At 47.7% G+C, this 23,696-nt stretch carries 19 protein-coding genes; 13 read left to right on the top strand and 6 right to left on the bottom strand.

All coding sequences use genetic code 11. The features are described 5' to 3' along the window. Positions 1-11 precede the first annotated feature (11 nt). The 7 genes from EUZ85_RS20455 (at position 12) to EUZ85_RS20485 (ending at position 9,673) form a co-directional block, all read left to right on the top strand. A complete protein-coding gene (locus tag EUZ85_RS20455; RefSeq protein ID WP_127971420.1) occupies positions 12-866 on the top strand; it encodes a YiiX/YebB-like N1pC/P60 family cysteine hydrolase in 855 nt (284 codons plus the stop codon). Between the two features lie 377 nt (positions 867-1,243). Next, positions 1,244-2,059: a lysophospholipid acyltransferase family protein gene (locus EUZ85_RS20460; protein WP_127971422.1), complete on the top strand. Its 816-nt coding sequence runs from the start codon at positions 1,244-1,246 to the stop codon at positions 2,057-2,059. Beyond that, positions 2,059-3,012, top strand: coding sequence for an SDR family oxidoreductase (locus EUZ85_RS20465; protein WP_127971424.1), 954 nt, complete (start codon positions 2,059-2,061; stop codon positions 3,010-3,012). The genes EUZ85_RS20460 and EUZ85_RS20465 overlap by 1 nt, the downstream gene beginning before the upstream one ends. 100 nt (positions 3,013-3,112) lie before the next feature. Next, entirely contained in the window at positions 3,113-3,370 is a 258-nt protein-coding gene (locus tag EUZ85_RS20470; RefSeq protein ID WP_127971426.1) for a hypothetical protein, read from the top strand. 38 nt (positions 3,371-3,408) lie between these two features. Next, entirely contained in the window at positions 3,409-5,511 is a 2,103-nt protein-coding gene (gene prsK / locus EUZ85_RS20475; RefSeq protein ID WP_127971428.1) for an XrtA/PEP-CTERM system histidine kinase PrsK, read from the top strand. A 129-nt stretch (positions 5,512-5,640) separates the two neighbouring features. Beyond that, the gene (prsR, locus tag EUZ85_RS20480; RefSeq protein ID WP_127971430.1) at positions 5,641-6,993 is read left to right on the top strand and encodes a PEP-CTERM-box response regulator transcription factor; all 1,353 of its coding nucleotides are present in this window, start codon (positions 5,641-5,643) and stop codon (positions 6,991-6,993) included. 64 nt (positions 6,994-7,057) lie between these two features. Then, the gene (locus tag EUZ85_RS20485) at positions 7,058-9,673 is read left to right on the top strand and encodes a tetratricopeptide repeat protein (protein ID WP_164887305.1); all 2,616 of its coding nucleotides are present in this window, start codon (positions 7,058-7,060) and stop codon (positions 9,671-9,673) included. Between the two features lie 105 nt (positions 9,674-9,778). Here the strand turns inward: EUZ85_RS20485 and EUZ85_RS20490 are convergent, their stop codons facing one another. From EUZ85_RS20490 to EUZ85_RS20505, 4 genes are all read right to left on the bottom strand, one after another. Further along, a complete protein-coding gene (locus EUZ85_RS20490) occupies positions 9,779-10,945 on the bottom strand; it encodes a DegT/DnrJ/EryC1/StrS family aminotransferase (RefSeq protein ID WP_127971434.1) in 1,167 nt (388 codons plus the stop codon). A 9-nt stretch (positions 10,946-10,954) separates the two neighbouring features. Continuing rightward, positions 10,955-12,079, bottom strand: coding sequence for a glycosyltransferase (locus tag EUZ85_RS20495; protein WP_164887306.1), 1,125 nt, complete (start codon positions 12,077-12,079; stop codon positions 10,955-10,957). Between the two features lie 161 nt (positions 12,080-12,240). Further along, complete coding sequence (locus EUZ85_RS20500; RefSeq protein ID WP_127971436.1) at positions 12,241-13,980, bottom strand: SLC13 family permease; 1,740 nt, start codon at positions 13,978-13,980, stop codon at positions 12,241-12,243. A 337-nt stretch (positions 13,981-14,317) separates the two neighbouring features. After that, positions 14,318-15,052: a PEP-CTERM sorting domain-containing protein gene (locus EUZ85_RS20505; RefSeq protein WP_127971438.1), complete on the bottom strand. Its 735-nt coding sequence runs from the start codon at positions 15,050-15,052 to the stop codon at positions 14,318-14,320. A 239-nt stretch (positions 15,053-15,291) separates the two neighbouring features. Here EUZ85_RS20505 and xrtA point away from each other — a divergent pair, with 239 nt between their 5' ends. The 6 genes from xrtA to EUZ85_RS20535 are packed head-to-tail and all read left to right on the top strand — an operon-like array spanning position 15,292 to position 21,707. Beyond that, positions 15,292-16,818, top strand: a complete 1,527-nt coding sequence (gene xrtA / locus EUZ85_RS20510) for an exosortase A (RefSeq protein WP_127971440.1) — start codon at positions 15,292-15,294, stop codon at positions 16,816-16,818. Between the two features lie 30 nt (positions 16,819-16,848). After that, positions 16,849-17,913 carry a polysaccharide deacetylase family protein gene (locus EUZ85_RS20515; RefSeq protein ID WP_127971442.1) on the top strand — a complete coding sequence of 355 codons (1,065 nt, stop codon included), beginning with the start codon at positions 16,849-16,851 and terminating at the stop codon, positions 17,911-17,913. Positions 17,914-17,917: 4 nt separating this feature from the next. After that, entirely contained in the window at positions 17,918-19,045 is a 1,128-nt protein-coding gene (locus EUZ85_RS20520) for a glycosyltransferase family 4 protein (RefSeq protein WP_164887307.1), read from the top strand. After that, positions 19,042-19,662 (top strand): adenylyl-sulfate kinase, encoded by a 621-nt coding sequence (gene cysC, locus EUZ85_RS20525; protein WP_127971446.1) that lies wholly within the window; start codon positions 19,042-19,044, stop codon positions 19,660-19,662. Before EUZ85_RS20520 ends, cysC begins: the two co-directional genes overlap by 4 nt. Further along, a complete protein-coding gene (locus tag EUZ85_RS20530; RefSeq protein ID WP_127971448.1) occupies positions 19,659-20,804 on the top strand; it encodes a glycosyltransferase family 4 protein in 1,146 nt (381 codons plus the stop codon). Before cysC ends, EUZ85_RS20530 begins: the two co-directional genes overlap by 4 nt. 42 nt (positions 20,805-20,846) lie before the next feature. After that, positions 20,847-21,707, top strand: a complete 861-nt coding sequence (locus EUZ85_RS20535; RefSeq protein ID WP_127971450.1) for a polysaccharide pyruvyl transferase family protein — start codon at positions 20,847-20,849, stop codon at positions 21,705-21,707. A gap of 62 nt (positions 21,708-21,769) precedes the next feature. Here EUZ85_RS20535 and EUZ85_RS20540 read toward each other — a convergent pair whose 3' ends face one another. Both EUZ85_RS20540 and EUZ85_RS20545 read right to left on the bottom strand, forming a co-directional pair. Beyond that, positions 21,770-22,735, bottom strand: a complete 966-nt coding sequence (locus EUZ85_RS20540) for a glycosyltransferase (protein ID WP_127971453.1) — start codon at positions 22,733-22,735, stop codon at positions 21,770-21,772. 51 nt (positions 22,736-22,786) lie between these two features. Further along, positions 22,787-23,695 carry a glycosyltransferase family 2 protein gene (locus EUZ85_RS20545; protein ID WP_127971455.1) on the bottom strand — a complete coding sequence of 303 codons (909 nt, stop codon included), beginning with the start codon at positions 23,693-23,695 and terminating at the stop codon, positions 22,787-22,789. Position 23,696 lies beyond the last annotated feature (1 nt).

The following is a 23,696-nucleotide window of genomic DNA, read 5'->3' on the forward strand; positions in this document are numbered from 1 at the left end:
AGAGTAGAAAAATGGGCGCAGGCATAAAAACCGGAGTTTTCGACACGCTTGTGGACTGGCTGGTCAGAGAAAAACCAGCGGCAGAGATCCCTTTGAGCAATTTCGACCGCCTGCGTCATGAGATTCGTCCGTGCGATGTCATTCTGGTGGAAGGTCGCTCCCGAGTCAGCGAAGTCATCAAGGTCGTCACCCAAAGCCGCTGGTCGCACGCCGCCTTGTACATCGGCCGCCTGCATGAAGTTGAAAGCCCCTATACGCGCAAGAGAATTTCCGAATACTACGATGGCCAACCCAATGTACAGCTTATCGTCGAGAGTGAGTTAGGTCGAGGCACCGTGGTGCGCCCCCTATCCAGCTACGACCGAGATCATGTCCGCATATGTCGCCCCAGAGAACTGAATTATCAGGACGCGCAGAATGTTCTGAATTACGCCATCCGGCAACTGGGCGCCAACTACAACATCCGCCAGATCTTCGACCTGTTTCGCTTTCTACTGCCCTGGACCATCCTGCCCCGTCGTTGGCGCTCCTCTCTGTTTCGCTCTCATCCTGGATTGCCTACGGAAACTGTCTGCTCCACGATGATTGCGGAAGCCTTTAACTCAATTCAGTACCCGATTCTTCCCCTGGTCAAAAAGACCTCTGCGCAGGGCATTCAGCTTTTCCGCCGCAACCCGAAGCTGTGCACCCCCAGCGACTTTGACTACTCCCCCTACTTCGACATCATCAAGTACCCGTTTGTTGACTTTTCACACAGTAAGTCCCGCTATCGGTTACTGCCATGGAGCGGCAACGAGAAACTTTCTCCCGAGGAGAGCGACTTTTATATTGATGATCTGCCGGGTTATCAGGACAAATTGGAATAATTGATCCATCTGCGCGCCTATATATCATTCATGAAAGGCAACTTATATTGTTATAAGAAAATATGATTAAAAAATAATCGTTTTCGATTTGTAAATATGTGTAAAAGATCAATACTTAAGATGACTGACTTGCTCAACCCTGCTGGTCAGTCATGTAGGAAGTCTTTCATGGATACTACTCACACCTCTAGCCCGAAGCCTCTCCCTGGGTTTCGGGTTTTTTTGATCTCGCTCACAAACTCATATAACGAAAGTAATTAGCGCCAAAATCAGAAGTTTATGATGCAGCTTCAGATTTCATCAATGCATCCTTATCGATATACTAGCGGCCCATAAGACATAAGAAAAACGCTGCAATGTCGCCAAGGATAAATGACATGAAATTACGCCCCCTTTTAAGAAGGATTTTTGTCTCAGAGGAACTGGAGCGCCAATATACAAACATCGCAAAGCCTGTCGGAACTCTCGGATACGATCCCTGGGGCCTCAATGTAGACACCAATATCGTCGCAATGGCTCTGTTCAAACCCATCTTTGAGAAGTATTTCCGGGTTGAAACTCACGGTATTGAAAACATTCCTGCATCCGGACCTGCGCTGATCGTCGCCAATCACAGCGGCCAGCTTCCTATTGATGGCGTTCTTATCGCCTACGCCCTCGCCACCCGTAAAGACAGCCCCCGCATTCCCCGCGCCATGATCGAGCGCTTCTTCCCCACAGTCCCTTATATCGGCAACCTGCTCAACCAGATGGGAGCCGTACTGGGCGACCCCGTAAATTGCGCCAAAATGCTCGGACGGGAGGAGGCCATCATCGTTTTTCCTGAAGGCGTCCGCGGCTCCGGCAAACTATACCGGGACCGATATCAACTGAAACGTTTCGGCAACGGCTTCATGCACCTCGCCATGCAGCATAACGCCCCAATTGTTCCGGTAGGCGTGGTTGGCTGCGAAGAGACTATTCCCGCTATCGCCAACATCGCTCCGCTGGCGAAGATGCTGGGCATTCCTTATGCTCCCATCGCCATTCCGTTTATTTTCCCGGCGAAGGTCATTTTGAACTTTGGCGAGCCGCTACATTTCGAGCCAGGAGAAATTACGGAAGACGAAGTGACCAAACGCGTGGATAAAGTAAAGACAGAGGTCAGCCGTCTGATCGACAAGGGACTGCATGAACGGAAAAGGGTATTTTAATGGCCGCGAGAAGAAAAAAGACCAAACCTGAGTTACTTGTTACCGGAGCGGCGGGCGCCCTCGCCCAACAAGTTATTGCGCGCCTGCGAGAAAAATACAAAGTCATCGCAGTGGACTTCCGTGAACAGGTGTATCTGGGCGACGACGTTCCCAGCTATCGGATTGACGTCAACAAGCGCGGATTCGAGGACATTTTCCGCAAGCACAACATCACTGGCGTCATCCACCTCGGCAGAATGATCGCCAGCGAAGAAAACAGGATGCGTCGTTATAACTCCAACGTGCTTGGCTCTCACCGTCTTTTGGACCTGTGTCACAAATATCACATCCACAAGGTGATTATTCTCTCCACCTACCATGTGTACGGAGCCAACGCCTATAATCCTGCGCTGATTGATGAAGGCGCGCCTCTCAAGGCCGCGGAGTTGACCATGGATCTGATCGACTCAGTAGAGTTGGAGAATCTGGCCAACATTTATCTCTGGAAGTATCCAGATTTGAACATCACCGTCCTGCGCCCCTGCAATATCGTCGGCCCAGACGTCAGAAACACCATGTCTCTGCTGCTCTCAAGCAAGTATTGCCCCGTGCTGGCGGGCTTTTCCCCGATGATGCAGTTCATTCATATAGAAGACATGGCGGACGCGATTGTCGCCGTTATCAACAGCCAAGACCATCGAGGCATCTATAACGTAGCGACGGAAGACTGGGTCGCCTATCAAGAGGCGCTGGATCGCTGCGATTGCGTAAAAATTCCAATTTGGTCCATTCCACCGATTGCGCCAAGACTGATTAGCAACATGCTGCAACTTAAGTCGTTCCCTCCCTATTTGCTGAACTATTTCAAATATCCAGTGATCATCGACGGCCAACTATTCAGGTTAACTTTTGGGTTCACGCCTAAATATTCACTGGATGAAATTTTCAGCTATTACCGTAACTTAAAGGGATGACGCTAAGAGGCTTCGGTAGACCCATACTTGCCCTGTGCGGCTTCTTCACGTATGTACTAGACTTTTTATTTAAGGCGAACGCATACGCGGAGAAGTCGACATGGGGCACTTCGATTTGATGGACTACGCACTGAAGCGGTATTACAGCCCAGGCGCAGTCATTACAGATGAGGAAGCGAGCAGGCATCCGAGCCTGCGTCGAACGACGGGGCTGTATAAGTGGAAGAAAAAAATAGTGAGGAATGTCTGGTTAATATCCGGGCTGTTTATGTTGGCTAATCCGTCCCTGCCGGTCATTGCCGCCACGGCGATATTTACAGCCTTCATTTCCTTCAGCATACTTGACGAATCCATCTGATCTGACTTTGACATCTTTGACGGGCCTAGTATTGCAGTATGGTTATTAATTTCGGAGCCATCAGTCACGCAACTGGCGCCCTGGTTTACTTTCTTATTACGCTTCTGCTCGCAAGGGGTTATATGCGCCGCCTTGTGGACAGGGCGTTGTTGACCGCCTGCCTGGTCACCTCAATCTGGTTGGGAGCGCTTGCTGCACAGCAGGCTATCGGAGCCCCCTCTTTCGTCACCCGTTACTGCCTGGAAGTCGTTCGCAACGCAGCCTGGATTGGCGTACTTTTCATCATCCTGGGCATCAATCTCAGCCCAAGAAAAAGCAATACGCCAACTCAGTACTGGCTTGGCATGTCTATCATCGCCGTATTGGCGGTTATGTTGGTGGCAGGCTTCACCCGCAGCTTTACAGACGAGCCGCTGATTTCAGGACAGTGGCTGTTGCTCGGCCAAATCAGCGTTTCCCTGGCGGGGCTGGTCATGCTGGAGCAGGTATGGCGCAACGCCACTGGCTATAAGCGCTCCAATATCCGCTACCTCTGCCTGGGCATTGGCGCTTTTTATATCTATGACTTCTTTTTGTACTCTGATGCATTGCTGTTCAACAAGATCTCCGCGCCGTTTTGGGACGCACGGGGCGCCGTAAACACCATCTGCGCGCCGCTGGTGGCGCTCACCATGGTCAACACGCGCAAACAACCCATTGACGTACAGATATCGAGACAATTCGTCTTCCATACCAGCGCCCTCGTGTTCGCCGGCCTGTATCTCCTTATCATGTCCGCCGGCGGCTACTACATCAACACCGCAGGCGGCTCCTGGTCCGAAGCGCTGCTGATTATTTTCTTCTTCTCTTCCACCATCATTCTGGTGCTACTGGGCAGCTCCGCCTGGTTGCGCGCCCGACTAATGGTCTTTATCAGCCAACACTTCTTTAACTACAAATATGACTACCGGGAAGAGTGGCTGAGCATAACCCGCTTACTCACCACGCTAGATTCCGATGAGGCGCTGGAAAAAAGAATCATCCGGGTCATGTCCAACCTAGTCGAGAGCCATGCCGGCGCATTATGGTTAAGAGACGAGGACAACAGCTTCTCGGCGAAGGCCTTCTGGAACATGAGTGAAATCAAGTTCGACAAGATCGACGTCAGCTCTGAACTGGTAGAGTTTCTGAGCCAGGGCGACTGGGTCGTCAATTTGAAGGAATACCAGATCGACCCTACCCGCTACCACCTCATGGAAATTCCAGACTGTATCTGGAACACCAAAAAACCCTGGCTTATCGTCCCGCTATTCGTTCGGGAAAGCCTGTTTGGCTTCGTCTTGATCGCTGAGCCGATCGCCAAAATAGAACTCAACTGGGAAAACTACGATTTATTGAAGATTGTCGCCCGACAGGCGGGCGGCTATCTGGCTCTGTTGCAGACTCAGGATAGACTTTCCGAGTCAAAACAGTTTGAGGCGGTCAACAGAACTTCCGCCTTCATGGTGCATGACTTAAAAACGATTATCGCCCAGCTGTCGCTGCTGGTGAATAATGCGGAGAGGCATAAAACCAACCCCGTCTTTATTGACGACATGATTCGCACCACCGAACACGCACTGAAAAAAATGAACCACCTGCTGGTGCAAATCAGGAACCCCGTCACCAGAGACGAAATCACCCAGTTTGATCTGGTCAGCCTGATCAAGGATGTTATCGCCTACGAGTCAAAACGGGAGCCCCACCCGTCTTTCAGCGGCGAAAGTTCAGCAATCTCTATAACCGCCGACAAAGACAAACTGAAGAGCGTATTCGTACACTTAATCCAAAACGCACAGGACGCCACAGATAAAACAGGCGAAGTCAGCGTTTCCGTTAAACGTAGCGCCGGCTGGGTCGTCGTCTTTGTACAAGATACCGGCTGCGGTATGACGGATGAGTTTATCAAAGGCCAGTTGTTCAAACCTTTCGAAAGCACGAAAGGGTTAACTGGTATGGGTATAGGCGTATACCAGAGCAGAGAATATATTCGCAAACTCGGGGGGTCGGTCGATGTGACTAGCCAAGTTGGCGTAGGGACCTGTTTTACGATCAAAATTCCCATCGTTGGCGCCGCCGTTCCTCCCCCCGGATTCAGCAATATGAAGGCGGTTAACCAGTAAAGACAAGCAAAGTAGTAAAATATCCTGACAGGCCATTCTTCCTCTGTTGTCTTTGGGGATTTCCCTGTTAACATGTACCGCCAAAAACTACATACCTCCGTTCATGGAATTTTAAGGTTCGATCAGTCTGTGAAGAAAAAACTACTCATTGTTGAAGACGACCCGGGTCTTCAAAGCCAGATGCGTTGGTGTTTTGAGGACACAGAAGTCTTCGTCGCCGACGACCGTGAATCAGCCCTGTCGCATCTTCGACGCGTCGAACCACAGGTCGTTACTCTTGACCTGGGTCTACCTCCCGACCCTGGCGGAGCCAGCGAAGGTTTTGCGTTGCTTCAGGAAATCCTCACCCTTGCGCCGATGACCAAAATCATAGTCGTAACCGGCCGCGAAGAGCGTGAGAATGCGGTGAAGGCTATCGGTATGGGCGCCAGCGATTTTTATCAGAAGCCTCTGGACGCAGACATTTTGTCATTCGTCGTCAATCGCGCCTTCCGCCTGTATGAATTGGAACATGAAAACCGTGAGCTTCAGCAAAGCAAATCCACTTCACGCCTGAAGGGCATTATCGCTTCCAGCACACAGATGCTGGAGGTATGCCGAACGGTGGAGAAAATCGCCCCCGCCGACGTCACCACACTCATCCTTGGTGAAACAGGCACAGGCAAGGAAGTACTCGCGCGCGCGATTCATGATTTGAGCCCCCGCGCAGACCACAATTTCGCCGCCATCAACTGCGCCGCTATTCCAGAAAACCTGCTGGAAAGCGAGTTGTTCGGCTATGAAAAAGGCGCATTCACCGGCGCCACTCAAATGAAAAAAGGAAAAATAGAGCTGGCTCACGGAGGCACCCTATTTTTGGATGAAATCGGCGATATGCCAATGTCTCTGCAAGCCAAGCTGCTGCGCTTCCTACAGGAACGCGTCATTGAGCGCGTCGGCGGGATGAAAGAAATCCCGGTCGATGTTCGCGTCATCTGCGCAACGCACAGAGAAGTCACCCAGCTTATCGCCGAGGGTAATTTCCGGGAAGACCTTTACTATCGGGTCAGCGAAATCACCTTGAAAGTTCCTCCATTGCGCGAGCGTATGGGCGATTCCATTGTCATCGCCAGATCGCTACTGGAGAACTTTACAAAAACGCTTGATAAGGGCGTCATTGGGTTCAGCGACGACGCGATTCGCGCCATTCAATGTTACGAATGGCCGGGCAACGTCCGTGAGCTGATCAATAAAATAAAGCGCGCAACCATCATGTGCGACGAAAAGAAAATAACAGCCAAGGATCTGGAGCTCGGCGAACAACCTCAGTTCGCCGGGGATATTCTGAATCTTCGCCAAGTCCGCGAAGAGGCGGAAAAGCAGGCTATAATTCAAGCGCTGCAATCTACTCAAAACAATATGGCTAAAGCGGCCAGGTTGCTTGGCATAACCCGACCGACGCTGTATAACCTGACCGATAAGTACAATATTTCGTCCTCCTGATACAGGGTGAATCAAGGAAACAATCATGCTACTTCGAAAAGCAGTATCCCTTAAAATTATAATTATGGCCGCATTCAGCCTATTGGTTGCATGCAGCGGCCAAGACAACAGCGCCCCCTCCAAGGAAGAAATTCAGTTTAAGAGTCATTTGGATCAGGCTCGCTTTTTTCAAAAACAAGGGCAGCTAAAAGCAAGTATTCGTGAAGCGCAAAATGCTATCAACATCAACCCTTCCAGCAGAAAGCCTTTCCTCATCATCGCCGAAACTTTGTTGATCACCGGCGACGCCGTTAAAGCAAAAGATGCCTATGAGCAAATGCTGAAAGTTCAGCCTGAGACCGCTACAAAGGGTGAGCTGAATGAGGCTCACGTTGGTCTGGCGAAATCCCTGCTTTTGCTTGGGAAAGTTGATGACGCCATGACAGAGCTGGACAAGATACAAGAACCCAATGCGCCCCTGTCAGCTCGTGCAGACATTGTAAGAGGCGATATCGAGCTGTCCAAGCGCAACACTGATGTTGCGCGCACTCTTTACGCTAAAGCCCTGGAGTCTGATCCTAAATCATTCCAAGCGCTGCTTGGCTTATCCAAAGCCTCATTTCTACAGAGCGATAAAGATGGCGCCGCAGCAGAGTTGAAGAAAGCAGAGGAACTTGCGCCAAATGATTCCGATGTTTGGCTTTGGAAAGCAAAAATGTCCGCCTTGGAGAAGAACTTCCCTGCCGCCGAAGACGCATATGTTCGCGCTTTGGAAGACATTGGGCAATATGACCTGATGACGCTGCAGAAGTATCAGACCATTTCGGAGTTAATCGAAGTATTACGCGCTCAGGGCAAGCATGCCGAAGCTTTCACCTACCAAGAAGTGCTGGATAAGTCTGGTCCTGGCAGCATCAAGAACAGCTATGTCTCAGCGCTCGAAGCGGTTAAGAATAAAGACTACGCAAAAGCCGAAGAGTACCTGAAAGGTATTCTTGAGAAGGCGCCAGGCCACAGAGAAGCAGGCGTTCTTTTGGGCATGGTGAAATACCAGCAAGGCGATTGGGAAGCGGCGGACAAATATCTGAGCCAATTCGCCACGGAAGACGTTAACAGCGCCGTAACCAAAGCCCTTGCCGCCACCAAACTTAAGCTGCAACAACCTGAAGCCGCAGCTCGCTTGGTCGAGAAGCTACCGAAGGAAGATCCTGATTCACTGTCCATTTACGGTGTAGCGGAACTTGAGTCCGGCAATCTGGCCAGCGGCGTAGAAGCACTTGAAAAAGCATTGGCGCTGGACGCTTCCAATACTGTATTGGTCGACAAACTAGGCAAAGCCTACCTGGCCAACGGTCAGGCTGACAAAGCCATTACCCTACTCTCAGACAGTAAAGACAAGAGCCCCAAGAGCGAAGGCATTCGCGCACTTCTGGTCTCTGCTTACGCCAAAGCAGGAAAAGGCGATCAAGCCAAGTCAGAAATCGAAGACTGGAAGAAAGCGATACCAAATAGCGCCCTGGCGTTCAATGCAGAAGGCGCATATTACTCCAGCCTCGACCAGTTCGATAAAGCAGAAAAGGCGTTCGACCAAGCCAAAAAGATCTCTCCAGACCTGAAAACGCCATACCGCAACTCCATTCTGCTGTTTGCAAAGACCCAGAACTGGAACAAGCTACTGGACGAAACAAAAGGCGCAGTTAAACAGTTCCCAGAAGACTTAGCGCTTATTCGCGCCCTGTTCGAAGCCGCCAACAAGCTTAACAAGCTTGACGAAGCCACTTCCTACTTAGAAGAAATTGCCAACAACGTCACCACCACAGCAGCTCCCAGCCTGACGCTGGCGGAGTTCTATGCTCGTACTGGTGAGTTCGATAAGGCCCGTCAATTCCTGAGTAAAGCAAAAGGCCTTGATTCTGCCGGGTCACAGCTAGAAAGCACAACTCTTCTAGTCTCTACCCTGGAAATCCCCAGCTTAATCAAAGCCCAAAAGAATGAAGAAGCTCGCAAACTGGCCACAGAAGTCGCCAAAACTTTGCCTGACCGCATAGAAGCGAGGCTGCTGCCCGTTAAAACAGAGTTTTTAACAGGCAATGAAGCTGCAGGCGTTAAGCTGCTCAACGAAATCAAAAAGGAGTTTAGCGACTCCTCCCTCCCTTATGAGGTGGAAGGTGACCATTACTACAGCAAAGGCGAGTATGAAAAAGCAATCAATGCATTCCAGTTAGCCTGGTATCAGAAGCAAAGCCAGTCTTTAGCCATTAAGATGCATGAAACGCTGAAAAAGGCTCAGGCCGGCGCAAAATCATTGAAGCCTCTTGAAGAGTGGGTTTCGATTGAGCCAAATAGCCCACAAACCATTACATTACTCGCCATGGGCTACCAGGCCAACAACATGACCGACAAAGCGATCGAGCAGTACGAAAAGCTGCGCCAGATCCGCCCCAATGACGCCGTGGCGCTTAACAACCTTTCCTGGCTCTACTTTGAAAAAGGCGACGCCAGAGCGCTGGAGCTGGCGGAGAACGCCTATAAATTACAGCCAGAGAGTGCCGCTATCGCAGACACATATGGCTGGATCATGTACAAAAATGGCGATGCAAAAAATGCCCTGCCCATCTTAAAAAAGGCGACCTCTTTGGACAGCAAATCAGAAGAGATCAAAGCCCATTACGATGAAGTGGCAAAAGCAGCAGGCCAGTGATAGCTCAAGCTGGCGACTCAGGAAACACCAGGTCGCCACGACAACAAAAAGGGGCGCTAACTAGCGCCCCTTTTTGCATTCTAACTTTATAGACTATCTAAAAAATCAGCTTCCCAGCTTTGCCACCGTTTTCACCACATCAATAACTTCATTGATTTCACTGTTAGCTATCCCCTCATGGCATGGCAAAGTTAACAATTTATCCGCAAATTCCCCAGCAGCTGGAAAACCACCATCGCCATTTTTTACTCGCGCCTTAACCCCTTCAATTTGCGATAAAGGGACCCGATAAAACGCATTGGCTCCATATCCAAGCCTATTCAGCTCCAACTCCAAATGATCACGCATCGCACGCGAAGGCGCCAGAATTGGAAACCTCAGCAAGCCTTTTTGTGAGGCATCATCCACCTCCCCATCCATCAAAAGCCGCCAGCCAGCATTCTGAAGCTCCGCCAACCCTCTGGCATACGCCGACACTTGAGCTTTACGAATAGCGTAGAAATGCTTAAGACCTACCGAGACAAGCTGATCCATTCCTTCCCTTACTTCAATGTACTGAAGAGGATGATAGGTTGTGGCGCCAATATTCAAGAAAGGTATGCGCTCCAACAAACCATAGGGATAGCGCATTATCAGGGTATTCACGATGAGTGCTTTTAGCTTCCATAACCAGCTAACGACAAGCTGCGAACGCACAAGAGTTTTCGTAATACTCGAAATAAGCCCGGCATGCGCAGGCCTAAACAATAGCGCGCCGCCGCCCATCAGGTTTACGGGCTTTCCCCTGCCGTAACTGAGTATGGCGAAGTCCGCATACGCTACTTTAGCGGAAAGTGGAATAGGCGCCTGAGCTGAGTCTTCAATTAACATAACGCCTTGAGCGTCAGCAATCTCCCTCAACTTGGACAACCGTTCATACATACCTAGAAAATTAACCGCAATGATAGCAACCGTATTACTAGTCACCGCCTCCTGAAGTTTCTCAAGATTCAGGAAGAAGGAGCCCTCTTCCAAATCCACTAAAACAGGAGATGCTCCTTGAGCAATTAACGCCGCCACCAAGTCTGGACAGGCATAAGCAGGCAGAATAACCTCAGGAACGCCAACCACCGATGAAGCTTTTGCTTGTATCGCAGCAGCAACCGCCAGAGACAAAGCTGCAGTACCACTATTAGTGTAGACATGCAGATAATTCGCTTTCCATGGAATATCAACTGGCGCAGTTTGCGACTGATAAACTCTGCCGCCTACAGGTCTGACTTTAGCTAACACGTCCGCTCCCTATCGCTTGGATGGCGTCCACACGGTCATTCTCGTTCCCTTGAAAAAATCAATGGTAGCTTTGGCGATCGCCAAATTTACCTGAACAAAGAAGTAAGGAATCTTCACGTATACTTTTTCGCGCAAATCCGGCTTGAAATGACCAATTAAGACCAGCAAGTAAAATGCGATCTGTCCCAGCAGCACCAAAGAATAGACTCCTCCCTGATAATTCAGCAGCAAGCTAAACACAAGCAACGCCGCCAAAAACCAGGGCACCGCCCAGCGCATTACTTTATGGCTTAACACCTGAACCGCAAACCAACCAAACTGGACAGGACTTAACACTTGAGGATGACGCGACAGGGCGGTAATCCCTCTGATAATTGTCCGCACCTTACGCTGATACTCTTTCTGCGGATCAGCAACGTCCTTATAAAACCCTAAGACATCAGGAGCCGTCACAGCAACCAGATCTTTTTTCGCGCAATTAAGGGCGGTGTTAAAATCACTAGGAGAGTAGATGTCCCATTCTTCGCACACCTTCTTCCTTGCAGCGAAGAAAGAACCGCTCAACCCAACCAATCCAAAACGCTCAGATTCCAGGCGACGCAACCACATCTCATACTTGACATATGCGCCCTCACCCGCGACCTGATCATCATTAGTAATGAAGCGGTCCTCACTGGATACGGCGCCGACTCTTTCATCTGCGAAATAGCTTTCCAGCTTTTTGATCGCATCCGCTGGAATCTTGGTCGCAACATCCGAAAACACAATTATTTCGCCAGCGGCAATAGTAATTGCCTGCAGCTGAGCGTACTCTTTGCCTTTACGCTCATCAGCCCTGGCCAGCCGAACCCCTTTATCTGCATATTCTCTGACTATATCGTCCGTTTCATCAGTAGAGCAGTCCGACGCCACAATAATCTCCATGTCGGGATAGTCCAGCTCCAAACTGTTCTCTATCTTCTCCCGAATTCGATCCCTCTCATTATGAGCCGTTATGATGAGCGAAACTTTCCTTGCGGCCGATCCCTCCGCCCTAACCATTCTTCTTCTGGGCAGCAGCTTCAAAATCAAAGGATATAAAAAGTAGCTATATACTGCGCCAAACAACGCCACCCAGAATAGTATCTTGAGCATGGGTCACCTATTCAAAATTAAGCAGAAATTCTTCTCAGATCCCGTCCACATACATTAACGCCACTTCATAATAACTTAGCATCGCGTCAACGCTGTATTTGGCGCAGGATATTAGCATATCGCCAACCGCAAGTTGGAAGTTTTAGCTTTGGATTCAGTCATTAAAAAGGGAAAAACAATGGCGTAAGCAGGACCACCATGACACCATAAACCAACGCCACAGGAGCACCCGCTTTGATGTAGTCCAAAAACCGGTAGTTACCAGCGGAATAAACCATTAAGTTAGTTTGGTAGCCATAAGGTGAGAGAAAGCTTGCACTCGCAGCATAAGCAACCACCATAAAAAATGGTTTTGGATCGACATTCATACTCTGCGCCGCCGCCAAGGCAATAGGAAACGCCAGAGCAGCGGCGGCATTATTAGTTATCAGCTCAGTCAACAACCATGTCGCCAAATATATGCCCGCCAAAGCCCCCCAAGGGCCCAGTCCACCAAAAACAGACATAATTCCAGTGGCGACAACATCCGCCAGACCACTATGCGTCATAGCTTGAGCAATACCCAGCGCAGCGCCAATTATCAAGATCAGTTCTATTGGCAACTTCCTGAACAACTCATTTAGACTAATGAAGCGCATCGATATATAGAAGAGAAGCAGAAACAAGGCGCCATCAAAGAGTGAGTAGACCCCCATTGCGCTTCCCAACAGCATCCCTAAGAAACCCACGACGATTAAGGCGCTATTAAGTCCGGAGAACTTTTGATTAGTGCGCAACCCTCTAACTACCAACAAATTAGAGGCCAAGTTAGGCATATTCATAAAGTCGTCGCCCACAGCCAAAACTAGCGCATCTCCCGGGAAGATCCGGATTTTTCCCAACCCCCCCTTCAAGCGCTCATCTCCCCGACGGATTGCAACGACCCCAGCATCAAACATCGCCCGAAAGTTAACCTCTTTCAGAGTCTTCCCTTTCAGTTGCGACGACTGAGTCACCACCACTTCAACCAAGTTCCTCTCAAGCAGATCCTGCTTATCGTCGAAAGGCTCCAAGCCAGGAAAGTGACTCAACAACTGAACTTGCGAAATATCTCCCGCAAAAATAAGTATATCGTTGGGCTCAATTAGTTCAGAAGGCGTCACTGGCGTGATCAGATGGCCACGCCGAATAATTTCTACAAGGAACAGTTGCTCCAAATTTCTGAATCCATTCTCGGATACAGTTTTGCCGATTAACGGCGATTGAGGCAACACGGTATATTCAAGAAAGTACTCAGACTGTAAAGACGACTTAGTTTTGCCATTTTTGGGCAAAGAACGAACACTGACATAAACAATGCATGCACATCCACAAAGGAATACTGGCGCCCCAACCCAAATAAAATCGAGTAACGCCAAGGGGGGGTACCCAGCCTCCCGAACAAACCCATCCACAATCAAGTTAGTGGAAGTGCCAACCAGGGTTAGAACCCCCCCTAAAATAGAGGCGTAAGAAAGAGGAATAAGCAAGCGTGAGGGCGAAATAAAGTTATTGTTCTTTAGCGGAGCAATGAGCGAACTTACAACCGCTGTATTATTTGCAAAGCTGCTTACAATTCCTGCAACACCGATAGTCTTGAGTAAGCTGCTACGCTCAGTTTCTCCAACTATCCAGCCCGCCACTCGCGGCAGCAGCAAAGTCTTTTCTAGCGCCACCGAGCACAAGAGCAATAAAACCAATGAAGCTAGAGATGTGTTGGTAAAATTCGCCAGCATTTTTTCACGATCCACCAGCCCCATGACGTACAGGACCACCAAACCAAAAATAAACACCATCGCTGGACGCAAGGATGTAGCAGCCAACGCGACAAGGATAGATAAAACCACCAGCGCAGATAACCAGAGGTCCAATTCGCCGAACACGCCAACTCCTATTAAGGTAACCGTCAAACGCACATTCCACCACACCTTTTATGCCCCTGCAATTACTGACGTCAACCATTACCAGGAGAAGGATTTCGGTGGAGTAAAAGAACAAGGAAGGTTTAATACATGGCTAGAAAGGAAAGCCAGCTAACCTGGAGGCATACATTATTAAGCTCGAACCCACTTCCACGGGAATCTCGTTAGATTAAAACTCAAGCCAAGCAACTATTTTTGTGATAGGAAGGTATTTCCTTAAGACCGGTCGTAGAATAAATAAAAGGGGCGTAAAGAAGTCTTTACACCCCAATTATTTCAACCTTTAGGCAGGTTCGAATTAGGCTTTCTTACGACGAGAAAGACCCAGTCCAACCAAGCCAAGGCCCAGCATAGCCAATGTGCCTGGCTCAGGAACGTTGAAGCCGCCTTCGATAACGTCGTTAGCACAGGTCATAGTCCAACGCAGACCCAGAGCAGTAGATTTGCTCAGATCAGTAATACCCAGGTCAGCCAGGGTGATAGTAAAAGACAGAACGCCAAGTGAACCAATTGTAGTGCTCGCGCCACTCAGATCAGCGCTAGAAGTTTCGCCAGCAACCAAGCTAGCAGCGTCAGTTTTAACGCCAACTTCTTGATTCACACGAACAGAACCAGGACCAGACAGAACCAACTGAGAAGCGTAATCTACTTCTGACAGGCTATACAGATCGCCAGTTGCAGAATCCAGAGCATATTCCCAGTGCTCTCCATTGCTAACATCGTCTGTGCCGTAACGGTTTGCCGCAGTGCCGTTAGGATTCCAACCATTGGTGCTGATGAACAGGTCACCAAACTTATGACCCAGGCTGTCAGCGCCTTCGAAGAAGTTGGTATATACGTTTACGTATAGGTTGTCTGCATCGTAGGAAACTTCCATACGATCCACTTGATAAATCTTGGCATTGCCAAATACGTCGCCGTTGTAGGAAAGACCAGCGCCGTTATAACCATCGTTGATAGTTGCAGCATTTGCAGAAGCCGCAGCAACACCGATCGCCAGTGCCGCCAAAGTTGACTTAGTGAAAGAACTCATAACCGATTCCTTTTTTCTTTTGAAAGAAAGTGATGATAAACCCGCGGAATTAATAGCACGACATGTGCCAACAATGTATTATTGATAATAATCAATAACTTAACAAGATGCCGATAGTCACAAAAGCCTTGTAAATGTAAAAAAACCTGACAAGAAAGTTATAAGGCCACAAAACCAGTTGATCTCCGTTTTTATTCTTCTTTATAGTGCGCAATCACTGAATTTTAGTTGTGCGAGCAATGCAGTCAGAGATTAAAAAACTTAACCTGATCACAATTTCCCTGGTACTTCTAGCGATATCTCTAGGGTATTGGCAAGATTGGCTGTCGTTATTTCAGCTTTGGAATGACTCCTATGACTATACACATGGCTTCTTGGTTTTCTTTGTCACCATATGGCTCCTTTATACAAAACGGGAGGAAATCCTTAAGCTTCAGCCTGACAGATGGTGGATCTTCCTTCCCGCATTAATAGTCACGGCCTCCGCTCATCTGCTTGCGAAAGCTGCTGACGTTAAAACCGTAGCCACCTTGAGCCTGCCCTGCTTCCTAATATTTAGCGGACTGCTCTTATATGGAAAACAGTTCTTCATAAAGGTCGTTCCTACATTAGCGCTACTCTATTTCGCCTTACCTGTGTGGGACGACATAGCGCCATTGCTGCAGCGGATTACTGTTTTCACTAACCAATTTCTACTTGGCATATTTGATATCCCTGCGGTAATTAGGGACCTTTATATTACCATTCCTCAGGGGACGTTTTTTGTAGCGGGCGGCTGCAGCGGCTCTCGATACCTGTTAGTGGCCATGTTTATAGCAAATGTCTATGGAATACTGTATTTACAAGACATTAGAAGAAGCCTCATGCTCTTCTTTATTAGTATATTTTTTTCGATGCTAGCGAACTGGGTTCGAGTTTTTGGCATTATATACGCCGGATATCAGACTGACATGAAAAGCTCGCTGGTTAATGACCACGAAGTGTATGGGTGGGTCATTTTCGCACTTGTATGCCTTCTGCCTTTGTTTATATCCGCCCACTTTATTGAAAAGAAGGCTGCAAATGGGAACCCTGAGGAAAAGGAAGCCGCCTCGACAGACCACCCAGCTTACAGCCCCTCTTTTCACCGCAGTGCTGTTTTGGTCAGCATAACCCTATTTACTTTACTTTTTTCTCCTACCTGGCTGTTTACACTTTCCTTAACAACAGAGAGTGAGTCAGCAAATACAGCTCATTTCCAAGCCTTGCCTGTTGGCGACCAAAACTGGAAAGGCCCCCTTATTAAGGATATGGACTGGAAGCCCAGCTTTCACAATACTGACTTAAGCACCAATGGCGTTTACATCAATGAAACCGGTGAGACCTTGCAGCTCAGCATAAACTGGTACTTTGAGCAACACCAAGGCAAAGAGCTGATATACTTCAATAACCTTCTTTTCGATGAGAAGCAGTGGAGCTTGATTAGAAGTTCTTCAATTAGATTATCCACCGCCTCAGAACTAAAAGTGGCGGAAACGCTACTGAAGAAGAAAAACACGGAGAGTTACGTACTAATAAGGCACTGGTATCAAGTCGGCGGATTTATCGCAGAGACCAATATCGAAGCAAAAGTATTAGGAGCCTTTTCCAAGCTTGCTGGCGATGAATCAGGTGGGCTTATCGCAATTGCAAAGTACTGCGACTCGGCACAAGAGTGTAACGCGGACAATGTAGCCTTGGACTCGCTATCCCAATTTGTAGCCAAACACTTTATCAGTAAAATTTAGAAACAACTCCAAAGCTCCGGTGTGCAAAGCTTGATTATCACACAGGAGCTACATCACATTTTAGGCGCCAGAGTGTTTGTAAAAAATTCTGTCAAACAGGTATTTCAAATCCTTCGTTATGCCGGCTTCTTGATAAAAAACAGGAGGCCCACCCGTCCAACGTTGTACGTGTTAACCTACCACCGCACGCTTCCAAAGGGCGATTCTCGAAGGGAGTATGAGCAACCCGGGATGATGATAGCGCCAGAGCTAATAGCCAAGCATGCAGAATGGATGAAGAGACTTGGAGCAATTCCAATTTCTCTTGAGCGATGGACCAAGGAGAAAGACTCTCTCCCTGCAAATATTTATTTTGCAGTGACCTTCGATGATGGCTGGCGAGACAATGCAGAATTTGCAATCCCCCTTCTTACTAAAGAGAAGATATTTAGCACCATCTTTCTCGTTGCAGATTACATAGAGCACGACACATTGTTTTGGCCGGAAAAGCTAATATATCTCTTGAAGCGAACGTTCAAAGAGGCTCCCAGCGCATTTGATCAGGCACAATTCAAATGGCTGAAAGACTTGGGCGCAACGCTAAATTGGAGCGCCCCCCCTGACATTGAGCAGTTAGACCCAGTTATTAATCTTTGCAAAGCGATAGATGACAGGACTCTAAATAACCTGATAGATAAAGCAGCCCTTGAAACTTTTGGGGGAGAAGCTGATACGTCTAAAACTCGAAACTTGCTTGGCCAGAAAGATATTGCAACATTATTAGACGAGGGCGGGGTTGATTTTGGCTCGCATACGTGTCGCCACTTACGACTTGATAAGATAGAAAGCGATGATGAGCTAGAATACGAGATAGCCGAGTCCAGACAAAAAATTGCACAATCAACAGGAAAGCAACCTAAGTTTTTTTGCTACCCCAATGGAAATACTTCAGAAAAAGGCGTGCAGGTTGTAGCCCAAAACTATAATGCCGCCTGTACAACGAAACAGGGCGCAAACACCCCTGATACCCCATTGATGCAGTTGAGACGCCACAACCTACATGACGGCAATGCCTCATCAAAAATAAGTTTCTTCGCAACATTAAGCAATGGGTAACGCAATGAAGAGTTCACGCCGTCACCTAACACACATTGCATCAGGAGATGTCTGGGCTGGCGCAGAAAAACAACTATATGAACTATGTAAGGCCTTAGTCTCAACGAATAGCCTGAACATATCGGCCATATTATTCAATGAGGGAGTTCTAGCCGACAAACTTCGTCAACTCAACATTGACGTTACTATTGCTGATGAAGCAAAGCTATCTCCACTATCCATGATACGCAATATTCGCAATCACTTTATTAGACATGCTAGTAGCATTCTGCATACACACGGCTTTAAAGAGAACATTTTAGGCGTTATTGCAAGTATAAAGACACCAGTTACCAGCCTGGTACGCACAATTCATGGAGGCTCCGAGTCAAATGTTTCGTGGAATAAGCCTCACAAAAAAGTTACGCATATTGCAGACCAATTACTGACAAGACACAAAGTCGACCGAATTGTGGCCGTTTCTGGACCACTATATCAGTTACTCAGCGAAAGGCACCCAAACAAGGTCGTTAAGATCTTTAATTTTATCGATAGCCGCGAGCTTGAAGCGCTCTCCTCAAATAAGCAGCCAAACGAAACCTTTACAATTGGAATAGTCGGCCGCCTGGCTCCAGTTAAACGAATAGACTTATTTGTTGAAACAATCAAAGAGCTGCATAAAAAGGGGCATCATGAGATCAAAGGCAAGATAATTGGAGATGGCCCATTACGCAAGTCTACCGAGGAACTCGTCCGCCAAGAAAATCTGAGCCAGTATATTGAATTCACAGGCTTTGTAGATCCCTCTACACCAGAAATAGCCAACCTGGATCTACTGCTAATGACATCTGATCATGAGGGTTTGCCAATGACGCTGCTTGAGGCCCTGGCCCTGAAAGTGCCAGTGGTTGCGCACAATGTGGGAGGTATTCCCGAAGCGCTCAACTCTGGCTCCGCAGGCCTATTAGTCGATGACCATTCCGCTTTGGGTTATGCTACCGCCGTCGATAAAGTACTCAACAACCCCGCTGAGAGAGAGCGAATGCAAATGAACGGACTGAGTTACTTGAGAGAAAACTTTGATTCAGTCAAGAAGTCACGCGAGTATCTCAACCTCTATTTCCAATTATTAGGTCAGGAACTATCTAGATGACTCAAGAAAATATCGTCTGGCACGATTTTAAGCTAAAGAAGCAAGATCGTGCAGACATAAAGAACCAACAACCATGTCTTGTCTGGTTTACTGGGCTAAGTGGATCAGGTAAATCCACTGTATCAAATGCTTTAGACATGGCGTTGCACAAACGCGGCTATCACACATATGTGCTAGATGGAGATAATGTTCGTCACGGACTGAATAAAGACTTAACTTTTTCAGACAGAGACCGAGTAGAGAATATTCGTCGCGTGGGCGAAGCCAGCAAATTACTTGTTGATGCTGGCTTAATTGTCATGACTGCGTTTATTTCACCATTTCGTGATGATCGGAAGATGGTTCGCTCTCTATACGAGCCAGGCGAATTCATTGAGGTCTTTGTCAACACTCCTATTGAGGTTTGCGAGCAAAGAGACCCCAAAGGGCTTTATCAAAAGGCCAGACAAGGCGCTATAAAAAACTTCACAGGAATAGACTCCCCCTATGAACCCCCTGAGAGCCCTGACTTAGTTATCGACACCAGCAAGGAAACCACGGAAGAGTCTGTGGCGGGCATTATCGCTTTCCTGGAAGCAAGGAATGTTATAACCCCATCAACTGACAGCGATAAATGACTAAAATTTTAATTTTATATCACTGCGAAGCAAATACAGGCTATGCGATAGGCTCTTTGGAAAAAGTATTCTGGAGCATGGCCTTACGCTTAGCTGGGTCGCCAGACAACATCCACCTGTGCTACCCCGGATATAGCAATGGATACCCCGGCTATACTCCGGAAGGATTTGGCAATTTCGTGGAGTTTTCTGACAGACAGGACGCGACGGATAAAATTGAATTATTTGCCTCATACCTGAAAGAAAACAATATCAACGTTATTTTCGGCTTCGACCAACCTGTTTCGCTTCCCTACTATAAAGCGGCTCGTTTAGCAGGTGTTAGCTCCTTTATTTCTTATTGGGGGGCCCCTATGAGCAGCATCAATAGCGGCCTCAAACTACTATTAAAGAAGCTGGACGTAATGCGTTATAGGCATGGGCCCGATCTCTATATATTTGAGTCGGAAGCCATGCGGCAGTCGGCTTATCTTGGTCGCGGCGTACCTGAAGAAAAAACCGCCCTTTGCCACCTGGGGGTAGATACAGAAAAATATCACCCTGATGCGGAAGATCAATATTACGCTCACGATCTATTTGGCATCCCTAGAGATAAGCAATTACTTTTCTATTCTGGACACTTTGAGGAGCGCAAAGGGGTTCGAGTTATAGCGGAAGCCGCCAATATTATCGCAGCTCAGCGCGACGACATAGTCTTCATACTATTTGGAAATCGTAACGATGAGGCTGCCCCTTATCAGGCGCTATTAAACGAAAAGTCGTCAAAGCAGGTTATTTTTGGCGGTTACCGTTCGGATTTACATAGGGTCCATCGCAGCTGCAAAGCGGGTATTATCGCATCCACAGGGTGGGACTCGTTCACTATGTCCTCCATTGAAATGCAAGCCTCGGGACTTCCTCTTCTTGTATCGAACTTACAAGGCCTGAGAGAAACAATTGTTGATGGAGAGACTGGCCTTCTATTTTCGCCAGGTTCTGCAGCGGAGCTTGCTGAACGAGTTCAGACGCTGCTCGGCAAGGCCATCAACATCAAGAAAATGAGCCAAAATGCCGTGTCACGCATACAAAGCCAATTCTCTACAGAGATTCAAATCCAGAACTTAACAAGCCTGACAAAGCAGCAACTAACTCGAAGCAAATAGCCTGTATTCCTCTACAGCTTTCTAATTACTCGGAAACAAACCATGTCAAATAGCCTCTACCTCAAGACTATCGAAGGAATAAACAGAGTAAAGCGAGTCGCAACTAAGAAATACAGCTCAGTATTAGGCACAATTAAAGGGAATAAAATTACTGCGTATTGGTGGAACGGTGAAACCAACTTTGGCGACCTTATTACCCCAGAGCTGCTTAAGTATTACGGTTTTACCCCCGTCCATGCCTCCGCTTTAAGCTGTGAAGTCTTATCTACAGGTAGCATTCTGCAATTTTCCTCCATTAACTACAAAGGCCATATTTTAGGATCAGGTTTGATAAAGGACCTTGAGTTTCCTATGCCTGAAGCGCACGTTCTCGCAGTCAGAGGGAGCCTTACCAGAGACAGAATCAAAGCCCCAGGTAACGTTCCTCTCGGTGACCCAGGCTTATTGGCGCCCAAGCTATTGCGAGGCGAAAGAGCCAAAAAGAAATATGTTCTTGGAGTAATCCCGCATTATGTGGACGCAAACGATAGACGTATCACGCAATTAACGAGCCGCTACCCATCTGAAGTAAAGCTAATCAGTGTAAGAAGAAAGCCCGAGGATGTATTCAAAGATATAGACGAGTGTGAATATATTCTATCTTCGTCTCTACACGGCATAATATCCGCTGACGCCTTAGGCATACCGAACATTTGGATGTCTCTGTCAGACAAAGTAGTTGGCGGCGGATTCAAATTCCGAGACTATGGAACTGCGATTGACGCTGAACCTCAGCCTTATCTCCTAGCGGGAGATGAAACCCTCGACCAGCTATTGAAAAATGCCAGAATACCTACGGCTAAAGTAAAAGAAGCTCAAGAAAAGTTAAACAACGTTTTCCTGTCATTAAAAAGTGACAAGTAGCCAGGCCACTCAATGCTCCAATCACTGCTCATCAGTGATTGGAGCGTCTATAAACTATCTCGTCATGATTTTGGCAGCAACATCAAATAGTTGAGCAAAGCCTTAATATTTGAAGGTTTGAAGCTGAAGGCTTCTCTATAGCAACGACTAGCCTCTTTATATGAGCGGTTGTTTTTTAGCCCCCATCCTAACCGCTCAAGCCTATCCGACACCGCTGCTTTTATCTGCCTCTTCTTGGCGTCGTCGAAATGACTGAGATTCAAGCAGGATTTTAAGACCCTTATATCTGATTCTGCACAATCTTGGTGGTTTTCCGTCAAGTTATTATCACCTCGACCCGCGCTAATTAGTGGCTCGTCTATGTATACGGCGTTTGCAAGAGTGGATAACCGGAGGAAAAAATGAAAGTCTTCCGATATGTCAAATTCTGTCGGCCACCCCTCCGCTGCCTTATACAACTCCCTTCTCATAACCAAGGTACAGGGAGACATAAAGTAACCCGCCAGTAATAATCCAAAGACATCCTGTTGAGGCAAGAAGTATGACTTAGAAGAAGCACCTTCAAGTGGGGACTGTGTATAGCGATAAATGTTATTAAAAAAGTACGAGTTTGTATGCTCCAGCCTTGCGGAAGGATCCTCAATATCAAAACGAGAAAAATCGCTAAAAACAAACCCAGTATCTGAGCGCTTTCGTAGTATTTCCAATGACTTGCTCAGCTTCCCTTGCTCGAATATATCATCAGAATCCAGATATGCGATAAATTTACCTGTACTGTTGGCAGTCCCTTCGTTTCTGGCGCTTGAGACGCCTCCGTTATTCTTTTTTATAAGCTTAATGCGCCCTTCATAGCCCTTCAGCGCTTCGTCGAGCTGGTCCTGAGATCCATCATCCACGACGACCACTTCAATATCTCCCACGCCAGTCTGCGAAAGCACGCTATCAATAGCCCTCCCAATAACCCGGGCTCGGTTATATACGGGAATAATGACAGAAACTTCTATACTACTACTGGCCCGCTCCAACACTTTTACCGCCGCTGATCAATACAAGTTAAGGTGAAATTAGACATAAGGGTCTTACCGAAATTTAGAGGTGGCCCTGGCTATACAGTACATGAACGTCAAGAATATATGATAGCAGCGCCCTTCTATCCCACCCACTACCCGAGCCTTATAAAAAGACATAAACACAACAAGGGCCGCAGCAATAGCAACAAAAAGGAACGCCACCCACCATTTTGTCAACGCAATGGAAAGGACAGAAAAAACAACAAGCATAGCAATAGAGGATGAAAATATTGCTACTTTTGACTTCAAAAGCGCCGCCAAGGTCTGCACGTCACCCTTACCATGCCATTGCTCTCGCCTGAAAAATGAACCGACATCTTCGGGGTAACCCAAGTGAATAGCAGATAGATTAGAAACATACCTAACCGTTGCGCGACAGGAATTACGGGCTCTTAGACAAAAATCGTAATCTTCGCCTGTACGCAAATCGCGACTAAATCCACCAACTTGGTCAAATAGACGTCGCGAGACCAGCATATTGCCAGTTCCCACGTAATTGCATTCCCCCTCTTTTTTATTCAGAAGAGGTTGAAACCAATATTTATGGAGCATGTTTTCTGGATCAGACACCTGAAGAGAGCCGCCAACGATAAGGTTTTGGCCTTGAATCTCGTCCTTAAGTCTCAGAAAAGCTTGACGCCATGCAGGCGTCAAGAGGACATCAGCGTCATTAAACAGCAAAATATCACCAGAAGCTTTTTGAGCGCCGATATTCCTCAATTCGCCAATAAGAACGCCTGGGACAACCAACACTTGGCAACCCAGGCTTTCTGCAATTTGAGAGGTCCTATCCGTAGAACCATTATCGACGACTATCACTTCATGAGAGATATCTTGAAGAGACATCTTGATAGAAGTCAGCGTCTCTTCAATAACAGCTTCCTCATTAAAAGCTGGAATAACAATACTTAAGTTCACA

The sequence above is a fragment of the Hahella sp. KA22 genome (assembly GCF_004135205.1).
GTDB lineage: Bacteria > Pseudomonadota > Gammaproteobacteria > Pseudomonadales > Oleiphilaceae > Hahella.

Coding starts and splice junctions, on each gene's coding strand:
- cysC (WP_127971446.1), top strand. CDS start 19,042: ATGACTCAAGAAAATATCGTCTGGCACGATTTTAAGCTAAAGAAGCAA.
- EUZ85_RS20455 (WP_127971420.1), top strand. CDS start 12: ATGGGCGCAGGCATAAAAACCGGAGTTTTCGACACGCTTGTGGACTGG.
- prsK (WP_127971428.1), top strand. CDS start 3,409: ATGGTTATTAATTTCGGAGCCATCAGTCACGCAACTGGCGCCCTGGTT.
- EUZ85_RS20465 (WP_127971424.1), top strand. CDS start 2,059: ATGGCCGCGAGAAGAAAAAAGACCAAACCTGAGTTACTTGTTACCGGA.
- EUZ85_RS20485 (WP_164887305.1), top strand. CDS start 7,058: ATGGCCGCATTCAGCCTATTGGTTGCATGCAGCGGCCAAGACAACAGC.
- xrtA (WP_127971440.1), top strand. CDS start 15,292: ATGCAGTCAGAGATTAAAAAACTTAACCTGATCACAATTTCCCTGGTA.
- EUZ85_RS20535 (WP_127971450.1), top strand. CDS start 20,847: ATGTCAAATAGCCTCTACCTCAAGACTATCGAAGGAATAAACAGAGTA.
- EUZ85_RS20520 (WP_164887307.1), top strand. CDS start 17,918: ATGAAGAGTTCACGCCGTCACCTAACACACATTGCATCAGGAGATGTC.
- EUZ85_RS20495 (WP_164887306.1), bottom strand. CDS start 12,079: ATGCTCAAGATACTATTCTGGGTGGCGTTGTTTGGCGCAGTATATAGC.
- EUZ85_RS20470 (WP_127971426.1), top strand. CDS start 3,113: ATGGGGCACTTCGATTTGATGGACTACGCACTGAAGCGGTATTACAGC.
- EUZ85_RS20505 (WP_127971438.1), bottom strand. CDS start 15,052: ATGAGTTCTTTCACTAAGTCAACTTTGGCGGCACTGGCGATCGGTGTT.
- EUZ85_RS20530 (WP_127971448.1), top strand. CDS start 19,659: ATGACTAAAATTTTAATTTTATATCACTGCGAAGCAAATACAGGCTAT.
- EUZ85_RS20460 (WP_127971422.1), top strand. CDS start 1,244: ATGAAATTACGCCCCCTTTTAAGAAGGATTTTTGTCTCAGAGGAACTG.